General features: G+C 38.6%; 12 protein-coding genes and 1 riboswitch. Of the genes, 9 read left to right on the top strand and 3 right to left on the bottom strand.

Annotation, left to right across the window (positions count from 1 at the left end):
- The first annotated feature begins 33 nt into the window (after positions 1-33).
- The 6 genes from H3T75_RS07580 to H3T75_RS07555 all read left to right on the top strand — a co-directional run bounded on the left by H3T75_RS07580 (position 34) and on the right by H3T75_RS07555 (position 6,102).
- On the top strand, positions 34-1,704 hold the full coding sequence (locus tag H3T75_RS07580; protein WP_198185719.1) for an AarF/ABC1/UbiB kinase family protein: 1,671 nt from the start codon (positions 34-36) through the stop codon (positions 1,702-1,704).
- 115 nt (positions 1,705-1,819) lie between these two features.
- Positions 1,820-1,865, top strand: a riboswitch (PreQ1 riboswitch).
- Positions 1,866-1,948: 83 nt separating this feature from the next.
- Positions 1,949-2,377 carry a 6-carboxytetrahydropterin synthase QueD gene (gene queD, locus H3T75_RS07575; protein WP_037393608.1) on the top strand — a complete coding sequence of 143 codons (429 nt, stop codon included), beginning with the start codon at positions 1,949-1,951 and terminating at the stop codon, positions 2,375-2,377.
- Positions 2,374-2,988 (top strand): 7-carboxy-7-deazaguanine synthase QueE, encoded by a 615-nt coding sequence (locus tag H3T75_RS07570; RefSeq protein WP_144235853.1) that lies wholly within the window; start codon positions 2,374-2,376, stop codon positions 2,986-2,988. Before queD ends, H3T75_RS07570 begins: the two co-directional genes overlap by 4 nt.
- A gap of 209 nt (positions 2,989-3,197) precedes the next feature.
- Complete coding sequence (locus tag H3T75_RS07565; protein WP_078475113.1) at positions 3,198-3,890, top strand: Bax inhibitor-1 family protein; 693 nt, start codon at positions 3,198-3,200, stop codon at positions 3,888-3,890.
- A gap of 159 nt (positions 3,891-4,049) precedes the next feature.
- The gene (locus H3T75_RS07560) at positions 4,050-5,156 is read left to right on the top strand and encodes a class I SAM-dependent methyltransferase (RefSeq protein ID WP_232339956.1); all 1,107 of its coding nucleotides are present in this window, start codon (positions 4,050-4,052) and stop codon (positions 5,154-5,156) included.
- Between the two features lie 601 nt (positions 5,157-5,757).
- A complete protein-coding gene (locus H3T75_RS07555) occupies positions 5,758-6,102 on the top strand; it encodes a DMT family protein (RefSeq protein ID WP_084548254.1) in 345 nt (114 codons plus the stop codon).
- A gap of 73 nt (positions 6,103-6,175) precedes the next feature.
- Here the strand turns inward: H3T75_RS07555 and dcd are convergent, their stop codons facing one another.
- Positions 6,176-6,742, bottom strand: coding sequence for a dCTP deaminase (dcd, locus tag H3T75_RS07550; RefSeq protein ID WP_025330196.1), 567 nt, complete (start codon positions 6,740-6,742; stop codon positions 6,176-6,178).
- Positions 6,743-6,831: 89 nt separating this feature from the next.
- Positions 6,832-7,734: a recombination-associated protein RdgC gene (locus H3T75_RS07545; RefSeq protein WP_025330195.1), complete on the bottom strand. Its 903-nt coding sequence runs from the start codon at positions 7,732-7,734 to the stop codon at positions 6,832-6,834.
- Positions 7,735-8,126: 392 nt separating this feature from the next.
- Here H3T75_RS07545 and H3T75_RS07540 point away from each other — a divergent pair, with 392 nt between their 5' ends.
- The 3 genes from H3T75_RS07540 to H3T75_RS07530 are packed head-to-tail and all read left to right on the top strand — an operon-like array spanning position 8,127 to position 14,078.
- The gene (locus tag H3T75_RS07540) at positions 8,127-10,541 is read left to right on the top strand and encodes a TerB N-terminal domain-containing protein (protein WP_198211423.1); all 2,415 of its coding nucleotides are present in this window, start codon (positions 8,127-8,129) and stop codon (positions 10,539-10,541) included.
- Positions 10,542-10,545: 4 nt separating this feature from the next.
- Positions 10,546-11,844 (top strand): ATP-binding protein, encoded by a 1,299-nt coding sequence (locus tag H3T75_RS07535; RefSeq protein WP_232339954.1) that lies wholly within the window; start codon positions 10,546-10,548, stop codon positions 11,842-11,844.
- Positions 11,844-14,078: a DEAD/DEAH box helicase gene (locus H3T75_RS07530; RefSeq protein WP_198211421.1), complete on the top strand. Its 2,235-nt coding sequence runs from the start codon at positions 11,844-11,846 to the stop codon at positions 14,076-14,078. The genes H3T75_RS07535 and H3T75_RS07530 overlap by 1 nt, the downstream gene beginning before the upstream one ends.
- 25 nt (positions 14,079-14,103) lie before the next feature.
- Here the strand turns inward: H3T75_RS07530 and H3T75_RS07525 are convergent, their stop codons facing one another.
- Positions 14,104-15,729, bottom strand: a complete 1,626-nt coding sequence (locus H3T75_RS07525) for a phosphoethanolamine transferase (protein ID WP_232339952.1) — start codon at positions 15,727-15,729, stop codon at positions 14,104-14,106.
- Positions 15,730-15,877: the final 148 nt, after the last annotated feature.

The following is a 15,877-nucleotide window of genomic DNA, read 5'->3' as shown; positions in this document are numbered from 1 at the left end:
CCTGTAAATAGCAATTGTTCGGGACATCATCATATGTACTCACCCAGCTCATCCCATATCAGCGATTGGGCGCGTATGCGCGAAATTATCACCATTCTGGCCAAACACGGTCTGGGTGAATTTCTTGTTCGTATCAAATTACCAAGACGCTGGTACAAACACTCCGACCCATCAGGCCAGAATCACCAGCACTACCTGAGCACACCAAAACGAGTGCGGCTCGCCTTTGAAGAGCTCGGACCAACATTCATCAAACTCGGACAAATATTGGCTACCCGTACCGATGTCTTCGGAGAAGAATGGACAGAGGAATTTGCCCATCTGCAAAACAACACACATCCTCTTCCGATTCCAGACATCAGAAATATTATTCAGGCTCAGCTTAACCAGCCACTGGAAAGCATTTTCAGTAATATAGAAGCTCAGCCTGTCGGCAGCGCATCCATAGCACAGGTTCACCGCGCCACACTTATCAGCGGAGAACAGGTCGCCATTAAAGTTAAACGCCCGGGCATTGAGTCAACCGTAGCAGCTGATCTGCGTATTCTTAACCACATAGCACAACTGCTTGAATCGGAAATACCCGAGTCCAGACGTTACTATCCGGTACAAATGGTGCAATATTTTGCCCGTTCACTCGAAAAAGAAACAGATTTGTCTGCCGAACGTCGCAATATGCAACATTTTTCCCGTCTTTACAACCATCAGCAGCAAATCCATATACCACAAACTTATGCGGCATATTCTAACCGGCAAATATTAGTACAAGAATATATTGACGATACTTTACTTAAAAATCTTGATTTCACCGGCTGGGACAAGCAGCAGCGAAAAAAACTTGCAGCCACACTGGTCGATACCATTCTTGATATGATATTACAGCATGGTTTATTTCACGCAGACCCGCATCCGGGTAATATTTTAGTACGAAATGATGGACGAATCACCTTAATTGATTTCGGGCTTGTCGGCCGGTTAAGCCAGCAGCGCCATCAGGAAATCATCACTCTGATTCATGCACTGCTGGAGCACGACCAGTTTGCACTGCAATATGTTCTGTCCAACTGGGCGCAGGGAGAAATTATTAATGAAGACCAGCTCGGAACAGATGTATTGGAAATGCTGAATAATTATGAGCAGCTCAATAGTAAAGAACTGCGTATCAGTCAGATAATTAACGATATTACCCATATTATTCGTGAACATGGTCTCACCCTGCCTGCGGATCTGATTATCCTGTTCAAATGCCTGATTACCCTTGATGGCGTGATAAAAAAAATAGACGGCGACTTTGAACTGTTAAATCATGCACGAAACACCATCAAAAACGTACTGCGCAATCGCTTTAATATCCAGACAATCTGGCGCCACAATAAAATACAGTTACATCTTTTAGCTCAGGTAATAGATACACTACCCCAAAATCTATTACGTCTAAGTAAACGCATCCGGCACGGACAGCTCCCTGTTAACCTGAACATTCAGCACATCGATAAATTTAATAACCAGCTGGATAAAGTTGTTAATCGCCTGACAATGGGAATTGTTACAGCGGCACTTATCATTGGCTCATCTATTGTTATGAGTATTAATTCCGGCCCGAAAATATTCGGCCTGTCGTTTTTCGGACTGATTGGCTATTTACTGGCATTCAGCAACAGTCTCTGGGTAATCTGGTCAATCTGGCGCTCAGGTCGACACTGAATCAACACCGCAGTTACTCAGTTACCCTTGTAAGAAAACAGCTGATACCATTAAAATATATACTTGAAGTAATAGAAATCCTTTCACACAGCAAATGTGTTATTGAAAACTGAATAACCACGTGGTTCGCAATCCATCCCACGAAAAAAAACTAGGAGCCCTGCTACACATGTATCAACTGTATTCTGCAATATCATCTTCTCTTAATGACAAATCTTTCTTCTTTGGCTTTTAGACAGAAAATATGTTTAAAATCGCCAAAGAATTCCAGTTTGATGCCTGCCATATGCTGGACGGGCATCAGGGCAAATGTCATAACCTGCACGGACACACCTATCGCCTGATTGTCGAAGTAAGCGACCAGCTACATCAGCAAGGATCCAGCAAAGAAATGGTTATGGATTTTTCCGACATCAAAAATATCATTAACCAGCATATTATCAGCCAGCTGGATCATGCCTATCTGTATGATGAAACCAATAGCAATGAATGTAAAATCGCAGCCCTCCTTCGCCAAATGGAGCGAAAAGTATTTGCCTTTCCCTGTCGCACTACTGCTGAAAGCATGAGCCGGTTTATCTTCAACAAGCTTACAGCTCATCTGCCAGTATCCAAAATTACCCTATGGGAAACCCCTACTTCCTATTGCGAATATCAGAATACCAGCTCATGATCCAGTTTAATATTGTCGAAATCTTCGAATCCCTGCAGGGCGAAGGCTACAATACCGGTATGCCTGCTGTTTTCATCCGTCTGGCAGCCTGTAACCTCAAATGCCCATGGTGCGATACTGACTTCATGAGTTACCAAAGTATGAGCCTGGAGCACATCCTCAATACCGTCAGTCAGTTTCAGAGTAAAAACATAATCATTACCGGCGGCGAACCTACTATCAACAAAAAACTGCCCCTACTTTTACACGCACTTAAACAGGAAAATTATTATCTTGCCATCGAAAGCAATGGTTTGGGCACAGTAGATCCGCTTATCGACTATATAGCCCTGAGCCCGAAATTTTATTATCGTCACCAATATCCATTTCCACTACAGCGTCAGGCTGACGAAGTACGCATCGTAGTTGAAAACCATCTGGATTTTCTTACCTTCTGCCAGAACATAGAACAACATATTCAGGCCAGACACTATTTTCTTTCGCCCTGCGAACAAAACAACCAGTTCAATATGCTTACTACATTACAATATCTCGGCAGACTGAATCAAAACCGCCATAATAATAAATGGTTGCTAAGCATTCAGACACACAAACTGGCCAATATAGAATAATATCTCTGCTCATCTATGTATTCTGCCGGCGATTCAAAATCCTTGAAAAAATCCAAATCAGCCTAATATTATTAGAAATATATTTAAAAATAAAAATCAACATTTTTATTGTAACAATTCATCATTATTGTGCATATTTTGCCAACAATTGTTACAATATAATCAACCAGAGAAATTATTTACTGACAAAATCACGGAGAATATTATTCATGAAATCTCGTAACACTTACGATTTTACCCAGCTGGGTCAGGCAGAAGACAACCAGCAAACCGTTGTTCTGCGCAAAGCCTACAGCCTGCTCGGACTTTCTTTCCTGCCCTGTGCCGCAGGTGCTTACGCAGGTAATTATATAAATTTCTATGCTCTGTTTAGCAATTCATGGCTATCAGTTGTAGCGTTTTTTATTCTTGCTTACGGGCTGATGTTTGCAATTGAAAAAAACCGTTATAACAATCTGGGTATAGCCTTGTTAATGGTTTTTACTTTTGTTATCGGATTTTTCATCTCTCCGCTTTTACAACTGGCTGTGGCTTCTGCTGTCGGATCACAAATTGTAGGTATGGCAGCATTAATGACAGCGGCCGTATTTTTTACCATGGCAACAATTGCTCATCGTTCCAAATCTGAAATGAAAGGTATTGGTCAGTTTCTGGTTGTTGGAGCAGTTGTTTTAATTATCGGTATGATTCTGAATATGTTTATGCATTTACCGGTTTTGTCACTCACTATCGCAGCCGGTTTTGTCATTTTCAGTTCACTGATGATTATGTGGCAAATCCGTACTGTTATTGCCGGTGGTGAAGACAGTGCAACCAGCGCAGCACTCACTCTGTTTGTCTCTTTGTACAATATCTTTACCAGTCTGATACAAATTCTGCTGGCTATAATGGATAACCGCTAAAATACATACCAACTACAAACCTGCCTGAACATCTGTTAAGTTCAGGCAGGTTTTATTTCTGCAAAATCATGTACACCCAATCCACAGCCATATTATTTACCTGCAACCCCGTTTAACATAATATTCTCTTATATAATGCCTTTTATATAACAAACCAACATGAACGAAACCATTCACTGGACAGAAAACGCACAAAACATGCAGGCAGACTGGGGAGGCGACAGCCGCCATCCCGCTCCGAAACACATTCAGGCTATCACTCAGATCAGCGCCGAACAGGCGATTCAACTCATGCGTCAGCATACTGCATTGCTCTGGCGCGGTGATTATCATCAGGGTAAACAACTACTGGCTGCGATTAAAAAACGTGTTCGCAGTAAAGCCCGTATTCATACTGATTTTCATAAACATCGTTTGCAACAGGCTCAGCACAGCCGCCTGTTCCAGCTTCTATTAGTAGAGATTCAACCTCAGGGCATACTTAACAACAGTCGCGCACCAGACATTGCAGCTGCTCTGAACGACGTATTCGGCAAACCCAATCAGAACGCCCTACTTCTGCCATTGCATCTGTTATTAGGCTATATTGGCGCTTATGAGTGGCATAAAACCGGTGTTTCCATTCCTGCATTGCAAGGACAAAAAATCCATGTTCCTTACGGTGTATTTTCGCCCGTACGCGGTGAATATCTTGAACTGGTTGCCCATGCAGCATTTCCCTCTGCCTGTCAGACAGCATGGGACATCGGAACCGGCAGTGGCGTACTGGCTGCTATACTCGCACAGCGTGGAATACCTGAAATCATTGCAACAGATAATAATCCGCGCGCCATTGCATGCGCACAAGCAAATATAGAGCGTCTCGGTTTAAATAAACAAATTCATATTCAGCATACCAGCCTGTTTCCAGAGGACAAGGCCGATCTCATTGTCTGTAATCCTCCATGGTTACCCGCTAAGCCAAGCAGCGATATAGAAACAGCACTCTATGACCCCAACCATCAAATGTTGAAAACATTTCTGGAAAATGTCAGAAACCACCTCTCAGCAAACGGGCAGGTATGGCTGATTATGTCCGATATAGCTGAACATCTTGGCTTACGCCCCTCAGAAGCCTTACATCAATGGATAGAAGCAGCAGGGTTAAAAATTATTCATAAAATCGATACTCAACCCACGCATCAAAAAGCCCGGGAACAACATCATCCACTTTCCTATGCCCGTAATCGTGAAATCACATCTTTGTGGCAATTGGGCATTCAATAAAACAGGTGTTTGCATAGTAATGCAAACACCTGTTTTATTCCTCATCAGTACATACAGACAAAAAATCTATTCACAAACATAAACTATAATTTAGTGAACTTAATAGCACCGGAAACCACTTTCAACGTCCAGCTCACCCTTAACATAAAAATTATTGATTTATTTAGAAGTACAAGTTATAAATATCTTTTTCAGATATATCACCATTGCCTGGCGCCAAATTGAAATTAATTTCAGTTTGTAAGAAATTCAGTTGAAAAGCATATATTTTAATTACTAATCCAGACACATATTGCAAAAACCTTCTTCCTTAATCAATATTTGCTTCATCATTTTTATTACTCAAAACACTATCTGTACTCTTTACTTGCAGATACAGTAAACCTTTTACTTAAACTATCTAAATACAATTCCAGATAATTACAGATATACTTAATATTGAGTATAAATATACAACTGAATTCAAAGCTGAAATATATATCAATAAAACATTGATTGCAGCAAGATATATTTTTCATTCCGAGTATATGAACCAAACCATTTCTTCATTGTATGATTTATCTAAATTAAGAGATCATCAATTTATATACACCACATCATTATGCATTACTTAATTGTTATTTGTTTGCTCACAGCATCCAATCTGGTCATGACTACTGCATGGTACTGGCATATTAAACCCAATAATTATCAATTTCCGCTTTGGCAGATTATTTTGATTAGCTGGGGAATTGCTCTATTTGAATATTGTCTTGCAGTGCCGGCCAATCATCTGGGGGCACATTGGGGGATAAAACCGTTTCAACTGAAGATTATTCAGGAAGTAGTGACACTGGTCGTATTTACCCTGTTTGCGATTCTTTATTTAAAAGATGAATTCAGACTTAACTATTTAATCAGCTTCGGCTTTATTCTTGGTGCAGTATATTTTGCTTTTAAACGCTAATCTGTAAAACCGCCGCCTGAACATCCAAATTTTTAAGGACGCAATCGCGTCCTTTTTCAAACACAGACTTATATCAAGCTTTAGGTAGAGTTACGCCCGTCTGCCCCATATATTTACCGGCACGATCCTTATAAGAAGTAGCGCACTCTTCATCACTTTCAAAAAACAATACCTGTGCCACCCCTTCATTAGCATAAATCTTTGCCGGTAATGGCGTGGTATTGGAAAATTCCAGAGTTACATAGCCTTCCCATTCAGGTTCAAATGGCGTGACATTAACGATAATACCGCAACGGGCATAAGTGGATTTACCCAGACAAACAGTCAGAACATTGCGCGGGATACGGAAATATTCCACAGTACGTGCCAAAGCAAACGAGTTAGGCGGAATGATGCAAAAGTCGTCTTCAACAGTTACAAAATTACGCGTATCAAAATTTTTCGGGTCTACAATAGTACTGTTGATATTAGTAAAAATCTTGAATTCGCGTGCACAGCGAATATCGTAACCATAGCTGGAAGTACCATAGGAAATGATTTTTTCACCGTTTAACTGCTTAATCTGATTAGGTTCAAACGGTTCAATCATGCCGTGCTCTTCACTCATACGGCGTATCCATTTGTCTGACTTAATACTCATGACAGTATCCTTAATAAATTTAGCGCATTATACCGAAGCCAATGCCACTGTTGCAGGCAAATTGCGACTATTTACGCCGTTTAAAGCCATTATTCCGGTAACCAGCCGCCCAAATGATGCACCAGCTCAGCAAGCAGATCGCCTAAGGCTTCTGCCATCAGTATTTGTGATGCAAAGGTTATACTTTGCATATCGTCTCCCTGCCCTGCAGCTTCCTCCTGAATCACATCCAGAAACTGAATACGTTTAAGAGTAAAATCCTGCGTCAGCACAAAACGTACTCTGTCCTGCCAGCATAACCCCAACTGAGTAACAACCTTACCATTTTTGACCAGATTAACCACTTCCTCTGCGGTTAAATCCTGATGGCTGATACGAACTACTGGTGCAGCATCACCCAGTCCTTTGAGTTCACAATCACAGTCCAGCTCAAAATGACCGGCAGCATCTCCTCTTAACAGCCATTCCGTCATCAGACTGCCAGGCGACTGCTGAGTGCGTGGCAGCTTCGCTTCCAGTCCGCCCAGTGCCTCACGTAATTTCGTAAGCAGCATTTCAGCACGATTGGCATTAGCCTGATTAATCATTAATAAGCCGCGCTGAGTATCAATAATGGCTTCTGTTTTACCACTTTTAGTAAAAGCACGCGGTAACAAATCATCGGTGATGGTTTCTTTCAGTTCCATCTTCTCCTTACGCCCGACATTCCGCCCCTCAGCTTCGCGTATTTCATTAATTTTTTCGTCAAGAATATCTCGCACTACGGCTGCCGGTAATACTTTTTCTTCTTTTTTTAGCGCAATACGCCATGTATTCTGTGCCGGAAACACCATCTCCGGGCTAAACGATACAGGACTGGCAAAGCCAATACTGTCCCAATCCAATCCCATACACGGCTTAAACTGAGCTTCAGTCAGCTTATCAACCAAAGTTTCTAAATTCGGCAGATTGTCTTTATTGAGCGGATAAATACTTAATTGCTTAAACCACATGCGTAATTTCTTTCACAGCCAACTAGGAAATGAGTGATTATACGGCAGCTTGAACCTAAGTGCGTTATCTATAGAACTTAATAAAATAATAATTGCTCAAATAAATAACCAAGTTAATTTCTTCAAAAATATTAATATAGTATAAGAATTGACCTAGTTAATCATCTCAATAGCTTTATACACATCAAATTTATTGTACATAAAACAACACAAATTAATAAATTATTTCATTTCAAATTAAAAAAAGCCAAATAACTTGGCTTAAATATATATATGGTCGTAATATCTAAAAATATATTTACATAAAATGTGTATTAGGCAGTCAGCTTTTGTTTGTTAACTATTTCTATATGTTTTTAACATTGAATTAAAGTGGAATGGCATTTTATAAAATGGTGATTTTTACTTGTATAGCAATTTTTTTTTCATTAATAATCATCTTTTCCAATAAAAAGCAAAAACCACCAGCTCCAACATCACGCAATCGTATTCAGAAAAGCTCGGCTTCGCAAATAGCCAAACCTCATCAAGATAATATTTTGTCTATAGAAACAGAATCTGAAAAATCAGAATATGATAGCAACACACAACAACCCTATTCTCAAAATAATATCAATTCAGTTATTATCGAGTTATCGACTCAATATAATAATGATAAACAATCAGTTAATAAAAATGAAGATGATGAACTGGTAACTTTTACAATTACCTCCGATAATTATTCAAAAAAATCAGAAATTCAGGATATCGAAGACGGACGCTGGCTCCCGCAGGATAGTTCAATTACCATTCAAAACCGGGAATTGAACAAAGGATTTATTTTCTACGGCAGTAAATTAATGGGATTAAACGGATACAGTAGTGAAGATAGTTTGATTGATCCTGCTTTACCTGTGTCTGAACCAGTTGAAATTGAAAATGAGACTGAATTCTATACTGATGCTACATTATGCTATTGGCCAAGCTATTCAGAACTTTCTCCTCAATGTCGCGGGATATATTTAGATTGGCTGGCATCTGATCGTTCTCATCCCAATATGCCTATAGGCTATGTTTTCCTATATTTTTATGGTTTGGAACGTCGCATCATTGCCAACAAAAACTCCATTCATTCAATTGATATAAAAGAATATTTTGAAATATTTTATGAAATAATACGTTTACGGAAAATTTATGACAGTAATTATTCTTTCAATAATTATTCGGGCAATTTACTGGCATTAATGATCTATTTACGTCCAGCTATTACCAAACAGCTGAAAAATGAATTATTCCAATTTTCAAATGAATTATTTTTTAAACTGATACTGGCTGTAACAGTAAAAAATGAAAAACCTGTAAAGGCAAGCTTAGCATTAGACTGGTTAGATTACACTTCTGAATATTATTTCAGAACAGCTGCACGACGCTGTAAAGAGGAGTTTCGACAGCTTTTCTTTCTGAAATTTAATGAACATTTTCCTGAGGGTATCCTAATTAAACCTAATAAGACAAGATTAAAAATCGACTATCAGGCTGCAAATCGCTCCATTGGCTTTTGCCAATGGGATAATCCCAATTTACCAGACCCAAGCATATTAACAAAACCTTTAAAAAGCTTGATTGCAATAGCGGAACTATGTACAAATTTATTAAGCGAATACAGCCGTTACTTAGCAAGAGAAAATTCTTCCCGTAATGATATTACTGCCCTAACTTTGTTGCCGGCAGAACTGTTTAATATAAACAATTCTCCTGTAATTAAACAATTCAGAGCATGGGTCAATCATGTCTTGCTGGAGCGGAACGGTTTGGCTTCGGTAAAGGATTTTTGGAAAAATATTAATACTGAATTACCAAAAGCAATTAATAAAAAAGAAAATGAGCTGATGCAGCGGATGGCAAACAAATTTGGTTTAACTATAATACCTGATAGCCGCATACAAACAATTAAAATCAATCCTGAAGATAAAATTGTACTACATGATTCTCTGGATTTAGTGAATTTTCAGCCCAGTGCAGAGTTTCGATATACTGAGCTATTAATAAGACTAGGCGTAATCGTAGCAAATATTGATGGTTTCATTCATGAGAAAGAAAAAGAATTACTAAAACGTTTTATAGATTCTAATCAAAATTTACAAGATACAGAAAAACAGTATTTACAACTTTTTCTATTATCGTGTTTGAATAATACTCATGGCATGCAAGGTTTAAGAGATAAAATAGCAAAACTTGATTCCAACCAAAGAAAAATTATTAGTCATCTGCTCATTTCCATTGCTCTGGCAGACGGTGATGCAGCACCTGCTGAAATCAAACAGATTGAAAAATTATACACTGCTTTAGGATTAGACAAATTTACCGTAGTCAATGACATTCATACACTATCAGCATCCTCCAACAAAACTCTGCAAAAACAACCATTAGCAGCATCAGAAAATAATAAAACTGATACAGATAAAAAAAGCAATATTATCCTTGACTCGACTATTCTTAAACTGCATGAAAGCGAAACCAGTGATGTGCAGTCGTTACTAAGTTCTATATTTACTGATATTGAAGAAGAACCGACAGTACCTCAGCCTGAATTGCCTGATAACCAGAATCTTGATAGCACTCATCAACAGCTCTTAAACATTTTGATTACAAGAGAACATTGGAAGCGTGATGAATATATTGAATTATGCAAAAAATTTAATTTATTGCCCGACGGTGCAATTGAAACCATAAACGAATGGGCCTATGAATGTGTAGATGCACCACTTATAGAAGAAAATAATGATATTTATATAGATTTTGAAATATTAACTGAATTACAAGGATAAAATGATGACAGAAAAAAAAATCAGAGCAAAAGAAAGAGATGCAATTATTCAATCCCTGAAAGCAGGTGTTACTCCGAAAATCGGTATTCAGTATATACAGGTGGGAAGAGTTAATGAATTAAAAGCCATGATACAAGATATCCAGCGTATAGAAGATGGAGGAGCTGCTTTCAGGCTGATTATTGGTGACTATGGTTCAGGCAAAACTTTTTTTATGAGTGTAGTAAGAGCAATTGCACTGGAACGGAAATTTGTAACATTACATGCAGATTTATCTCCAGACAGACGCCTGCATGCTACTGGTGGTCAGGCCAAAAATCTCTACTCAGAATTAATGAAAAATATGTCTACACGTAATAAACCTGATGGAAACGCCCTGACCAGTGTTGTAGAAAAATTCATTACCCAAGTTCAGAAAGAAGCAGAAAGCAACGACTACAGTGTAGAGAAAGTTATTCATAAAAGACTCACAGCCATATCTGAAATGGTTGGAGGTTATGATTTTGCCAAAGTTATTGAAATATATTGGAAAGCAAGCGAAGAGGATAATGAACATTTAAAAGCTTGTGCGATTAAATGGTTAAGAGCAGAATACAGCACCAAAACCGATGCCCGCAATGATTTAGGGGTGAGAACCATTATTTCCGACGCTTTTTTTTACGATGCTTTAAAAATAATGAGTCTATTTGTACGACAGGCTGGTTATAGCGGATTATTGGTTAATCTGGACGAAATGGTAAATTTATATAAGCTAAGCAATACACAGGCCAGAAAGTCTAATTATGAGCAAATACTACGCATATTAAATGATTGCTTACAGGGAAATGCTGAATATATTGGCTTCTTATTAGGAGGAACACCTGAATTTCTGCTTGATCCTTACAAAGGCTTATATAGTTATGAAGCATTGCAAACAAGACTTGCAGAAAATAATTTTGCTAAACAAGCTGACGTAATCGATTACTCATCCCCAGCATTACATTTAGCCTGTCTTTCCCCTGAAGAATTATATATTTTACTAAAAAATCTTCGGCATATTTATGCCTCAGGAGACAGTACTAAATACCTTGTCCCAGATGATTCTTTAACGGCATTTCTGATTCATTGTAACCAAACCATCGGAGAAGCCTATTTCAAAACACCACGTAACACTATTAAGGCATTTTTGGATATGCTTACTGTTATAGAACAACATCCAGAGATTTCATGGCAGCAACTACTTGAATCACTCAAAATAGAAGAAGAAAAAAACTCTGATATGGAAATAGAAATTGATGATAATCTGACAGATTTCAGACTGTAATGCAAAGCTATCATTTACTAAACCAAAAAGTAAAGAAGTGGATTTACCAGCAAGGTTGGAATAGCCTGCGAGAAATTCAGCAACTTGCTATTGCTCCGATACTTGCTGGAAAAACCGATGTACTAATTAGTGCCTCAACAGCTGCAGGCAAAACAGAAGCTGCATTTTTGCCTGCCTGTAGTAAATGCATGGAAATACAAAATGGAGTAAGTATCTTATATATCAGTCCATTAAAGGCATTGATTAATGACCAGTATCGTCGCCTTTATAGTCTGACGAAAGTGCTGTCGATGCAACTTACCCCATGGCACGGAGATATTCCTGCAAACCAGAAAACTAAATTTAAAAAATCTCCCTCTGGTATTCTGCTAATTACACCAGAATCGTTAGAATCAATGCTTCTCAATGATTCTGGCTGGTTCCGAAAAGCTTTTCAGTCATTGCAATATATCATTATTGATGAATTTCATGCTTTTATCGGTCAAGAAAGAGGCATACAATTATTATCTCTGCTAACTCGTACTGAGCACCTTATTGGCAAGCTAAAAACACCAGTTCCACGCATTGCCTTAAGTGCTACATTAGGCGATTTAAACAGTGTTCCTCTGTCGCTACGACCAAATCAAAGACTCCATTGCCAGATAATTCGCGAAACCCATGCACATTCTTCACTTAAATTACAAGTACGTGGCTATATTGATCAATCTAAACAGGATGAGATAGAAAATCGTTTTTCTAAAACTACTAATACTGTTACAGATCAAATTTGTCAGGACATATTTCGTTTTTGCCGCGGTAGTAACAATCTTGTTTTTGTTAATAGCCGACCAAAGTGTGAAAAAATTGCTGTTTGCCTGAGTGATATGTGTGAGCAAAAAAATCTGCCGAATGAATTTTTCCCGCATCATGGCTCTTTAGCAAAATCATTTCGGGAATCCTTAGAACAACGTTTACAGAAAAGTTCACTTCCTACTACTGCAATTTGCACCATGACTCTTGAATTAGGAATTGATATTGGTAAAGTTAATTCGGTTATACAAATAGGTAGCCCGCATTCAGTTTCTAGTTTGCGACAGCGGGTAGGACGAAGTGGCAGACGTGGCAATTCATCAATATTACGGATGTTAATAGCTGGAACAAAAAAAACAGAAACATCTAATTTTATCGATTTATTACATCTGGAATTAATTCAAGCTTTAGCGATGGTACGTCTGTTAATCAGCAGTAACTGGTTTGAACCAGTCGATAACGGCTTGCTTCATTTCTCAACACTTTTGCATCAAATTTTGTCTGTACTTGCTCAATGGGGTGGTATCCGGATAGAACAGCTTTACCAATTATTATGCAAGGAAGGACCTTTTCAAAACGTTACCACATCACAGTTTAAAAGTTTGCTCAGACATATGGGTTCAGAGCAATTAATTGGCCAGACACACAACGATATTCTGATTTTAGGCGTAAATGGTGAAAAACTCGTTAACCATTATACTTTTTATAGTGTCTTCCAAACTCCGCTTGAGTATCGGGTAATAACCAAAAACAAAACGCTAGGATCTATACCTGTCACGAATATACTCATAAAAGGACAAAATATCATTTTTGCTGGCCAGCGCTGGCAAATAATCAGCATTGATATTACAGATAAAATCATTTTAGTTGATAAAACAAAAGGAGGAGTTCCTCCGACATTTCAAAATAATAGTTTAAATATTCATGAAACTATCCGTAAGGAAATGTATCAAATATTATGTGATGAAGATTTCAGGATATCAGCAGCAAACGGGAAAGCAGATTTTACCGATAATAATGCTAAAAACCTGTTTATTGAAAGCTGTCGTTTTTTTAAGTATTTTAAACTTTCTACAGAAAGATTAATCCAGTACGATAACACAGTATATATATTAACGTGGGAAGGAGACAAAGTTATTAATACCCTCTTTGCCCTTTTACACCGGAAAGATCTGACCCTAGCGATAAATAATGGAATAATCTTAGTATATGATGAATCAATTGAAGATGTGGAAAAAATATTAAAACAACTTGCAGAAGAAGATTTTGGTGAAGATTGGGCACTTGCACAACTTGTTCCAGAACAAAAACAGGAAAAATTTGACTCTTATCTTCCTGAACATTTGTTATTAATGAAATATGCCCGTCAGGCTTTTGATCTACAAGCAACAAAAAAATGGTTACAGCAATTTGCTCATACAAAATCAGAAATTACTAAAACATAATATTCATATAATAATTATTTTCAAATCAATAATTAAAGTTATTTTTCCGGCACGATGCGAATAAATCCAGCTGAGTATGGTATTCACTGGTTTTCACATTCATTAGTCCCAGCACTGAATGAAAAATATTATCATGTGATAATTCTTGCTGATGCGCATGCCGGCGTAAGCAGTTCATATCCAGATTACTGATATCAGCAAAATCATGGTTTGCCCAGAACAGCATAGGTACACGGGTTTGCTCTTCCGGTGCAATAGCATAGGGTGTTGCATGCAGATATATACCATTTTCACCCAAAGATTCTCCATGATCAGAAAAATACCACATCGCACTGGCCAGACCGGATTCATTTTGTAATAACTTAATTATTTCTGCCAGTATATGGTCTGTATACAGTACTGTATTATCGTATGTATTACGCAATTGCTCCCTTGTACACTGCTGAATCTGATTCGTATTACACGTCGGTGTGAAGCGCCGGAATGCCTCAGGATAACGCTGATAATAAGCGGGACCGTGACTACCCATTGTATGCAATACCAGTACAGCATCATCAGGCATATTAGTAATCATATCGTGTAAATTAATTAACAGGCTTTCATCCAGACAACCATCACTATTACATTTCAAATTCGGCGCCCAGTCCCGCACATCCAGATGACGGATACGGTCACATACACCTTTACACCCGCCATCATTATCACGCCAGCTTACTGCAACTCCTGAACGTTGCAAAACATCCAGCAGCCCTTCCTGATGTTTTGCCAGATTAGCCTGATAATGCTGGCGTGGCATATTCGAGAAAAGGCAGGGTAAAGACACAGCCGTTGCTGTACCACACGAACTAACCTGAGGGAAATTGACAACCTGATTACCCATAGCAGCAAGCTCCGGCGTAGTCTGACGCGGATAACCATTCAATCCCCAATTCTGGGCGCGCGTTGTTTCACCCATCACCAGTATCAATAACCGTTTATTCCCATGACGCTGATGACTAGCATCCAGTCCTATGCGTTGCAAAGGCTGATGAGCATCATATGTGTTATAAGCTGTTTTTACTGCTGCTCCGACAAAATTTGTGGGGACTATTAAATGATTCACAGTTTTATTATTTCGGAAAAAAGAAATATAACTGCCATACGCAAGCAGAATAACTGTAAAAACCGTAATCAAAGAAACAATTATGACCACAATTCGTTTGCCGAATTCACGATACCATGGTTTTGTATAATGGATATTAACACCCCAGCAATACCACTGCGCCGGTAATAAGCCGGTAATGCCCAGCCACATCCAGAATTGAGGCGTCAGCCAGGCACCGGCTTCACCTATATTAGTTTGCATAATGTTTTGCAGCATATTGGCATCAAAATAAATATGCTGCATCATCACTGCATAGCTTACAGCTGAACCCAGCAACAGAAGCAATGGCACCATCAACCGATGTAAATATGGCCAGAATAACAACTGCATACAAAAATTCATTGCGGCCAGAATCACAACAGGTATGGAAAACCAGAAAATAACATTATTTTTCAGGGTTACATGCTGAAACAGATAGCTCCAGAAACCTACATTAAATATCAATAAGATATAAATACTGAGCAATAATATGGCCCGATTGCTGCTTAATACCCATTTCGACTGCATCATCAGCCCCTGTTAACTAAACAGCGGCAAGTGTAAAAAAACAGCCTTAAGTGAAGCTTAAGGTAAACCATGCCAATAGGCGGCGTCATTGTGGTACGGTAATTAATATGTCTGCAAAGTACTAATTTGTACTTATCAGGAGCCCGAA

Origin of the sequence: Snodgrassella sp. W8135 (genome assembly GCF_016101225.1) — a bacterium.
In the GTDB taxonomy this organism is placed as follows: domain Bacteria; phylum Pseudomonadota; class Gammaproteobacteria; order Burkholderiales; family Neisseriaceae; genus Snodgrassella; species Snodgrassella alvi.
The sequence above is the reverse complement of the archived record's forward strand: the minus strand, read 5'-3'. Positions and strand labels throughout refer to the sequence as shown.

Excerpts from the sequence above, each read along its gene's own strand:
- H3T75_RS07580 (WP_198185719.1), top strand. The coding sequence starts at position 34 with ATGTACTCACCCAGCTCATCCCATATCAGCGATTGGGCGCGTATGCGC.
- H3T75_RS07530 (WP_198211421.1), top strand. The coding sequence starts at position 11,844 with ATGCAAAGCTATCATTTACTAAACCAAAAAGTAAAGAAGTGGATTTAC.
- H3T75_RS07570 (WP_144235853.1), top strand. The coding sequence starts at position 2,374 with ATGATCCAGTTTAATATTGTCGAAATCTTCGAATCCCTGCAGGGCGAA.
- H3T75_RS07525 (WP_232339952.1), bottom strand. The coding sequence starts at position 15,729 with ATGCAGTCGAAATGGGTATTAAGCAGCAATCGGGCCATATTATTGCTC.
- dcd (WP_025330196.1), bottom strand. The coding sequence starts at position 6,742 with ATGAGTATTAAGTCAGACAAATGGATACGCCGTATGAGTGAAGAGCAC.
- H3T75_RS07560 (WP_232339956.1), top strand. The coding sequence starts at position 4,050 with ATGAACGAAACCATTCACTGGACAGAAAACGCACAAAACATGCAGGCA.
- queD (WP_037393608.1), top strand. The coding sequence starts at position 1,949 with ATGTTTAAAATCGCCAAAGAATTCCAGTTTGATGCCTGCCATATGCTG.
- H3T75_RS07545 (WP_025330195.1), bottom strand. The coding sequence starts at position 7,734 with ATGTGGTTTAAGCAATTAAGTATTTATCCGCTCAATAAAGACAATCTG.
- H3T75_RS07555 (WP_084548254.1), top strand. The coding sequence starts at position 5,758 with ATGCATTACTTAATTGTTATTTGTTTGCTCACAGCATCCAATCTGGTC.
- H3T75_RS07565 (WP_078475113.1), top strand. The coding sequence starts at position 3,198 with ATGAAATCTCGTAACACTTACGATTTTACCCAGCTGGGTCAGGCAGAA.
- H3T75_RS07540 (WP_198211423.1), top strand. The coding sequence starts at position 8,127 with ATGGTGATTTTTACTTGTATAGCAATTTTTTTTTCATTAATAATCATC.
- H3T75_RS07535 (WP_232339954.1), top strand. The coding sequence starts at position 10,546 with ATGACAGAAAAAAAAATCAGAGCAAAAGAAAGAGATGCAATTATTCAA.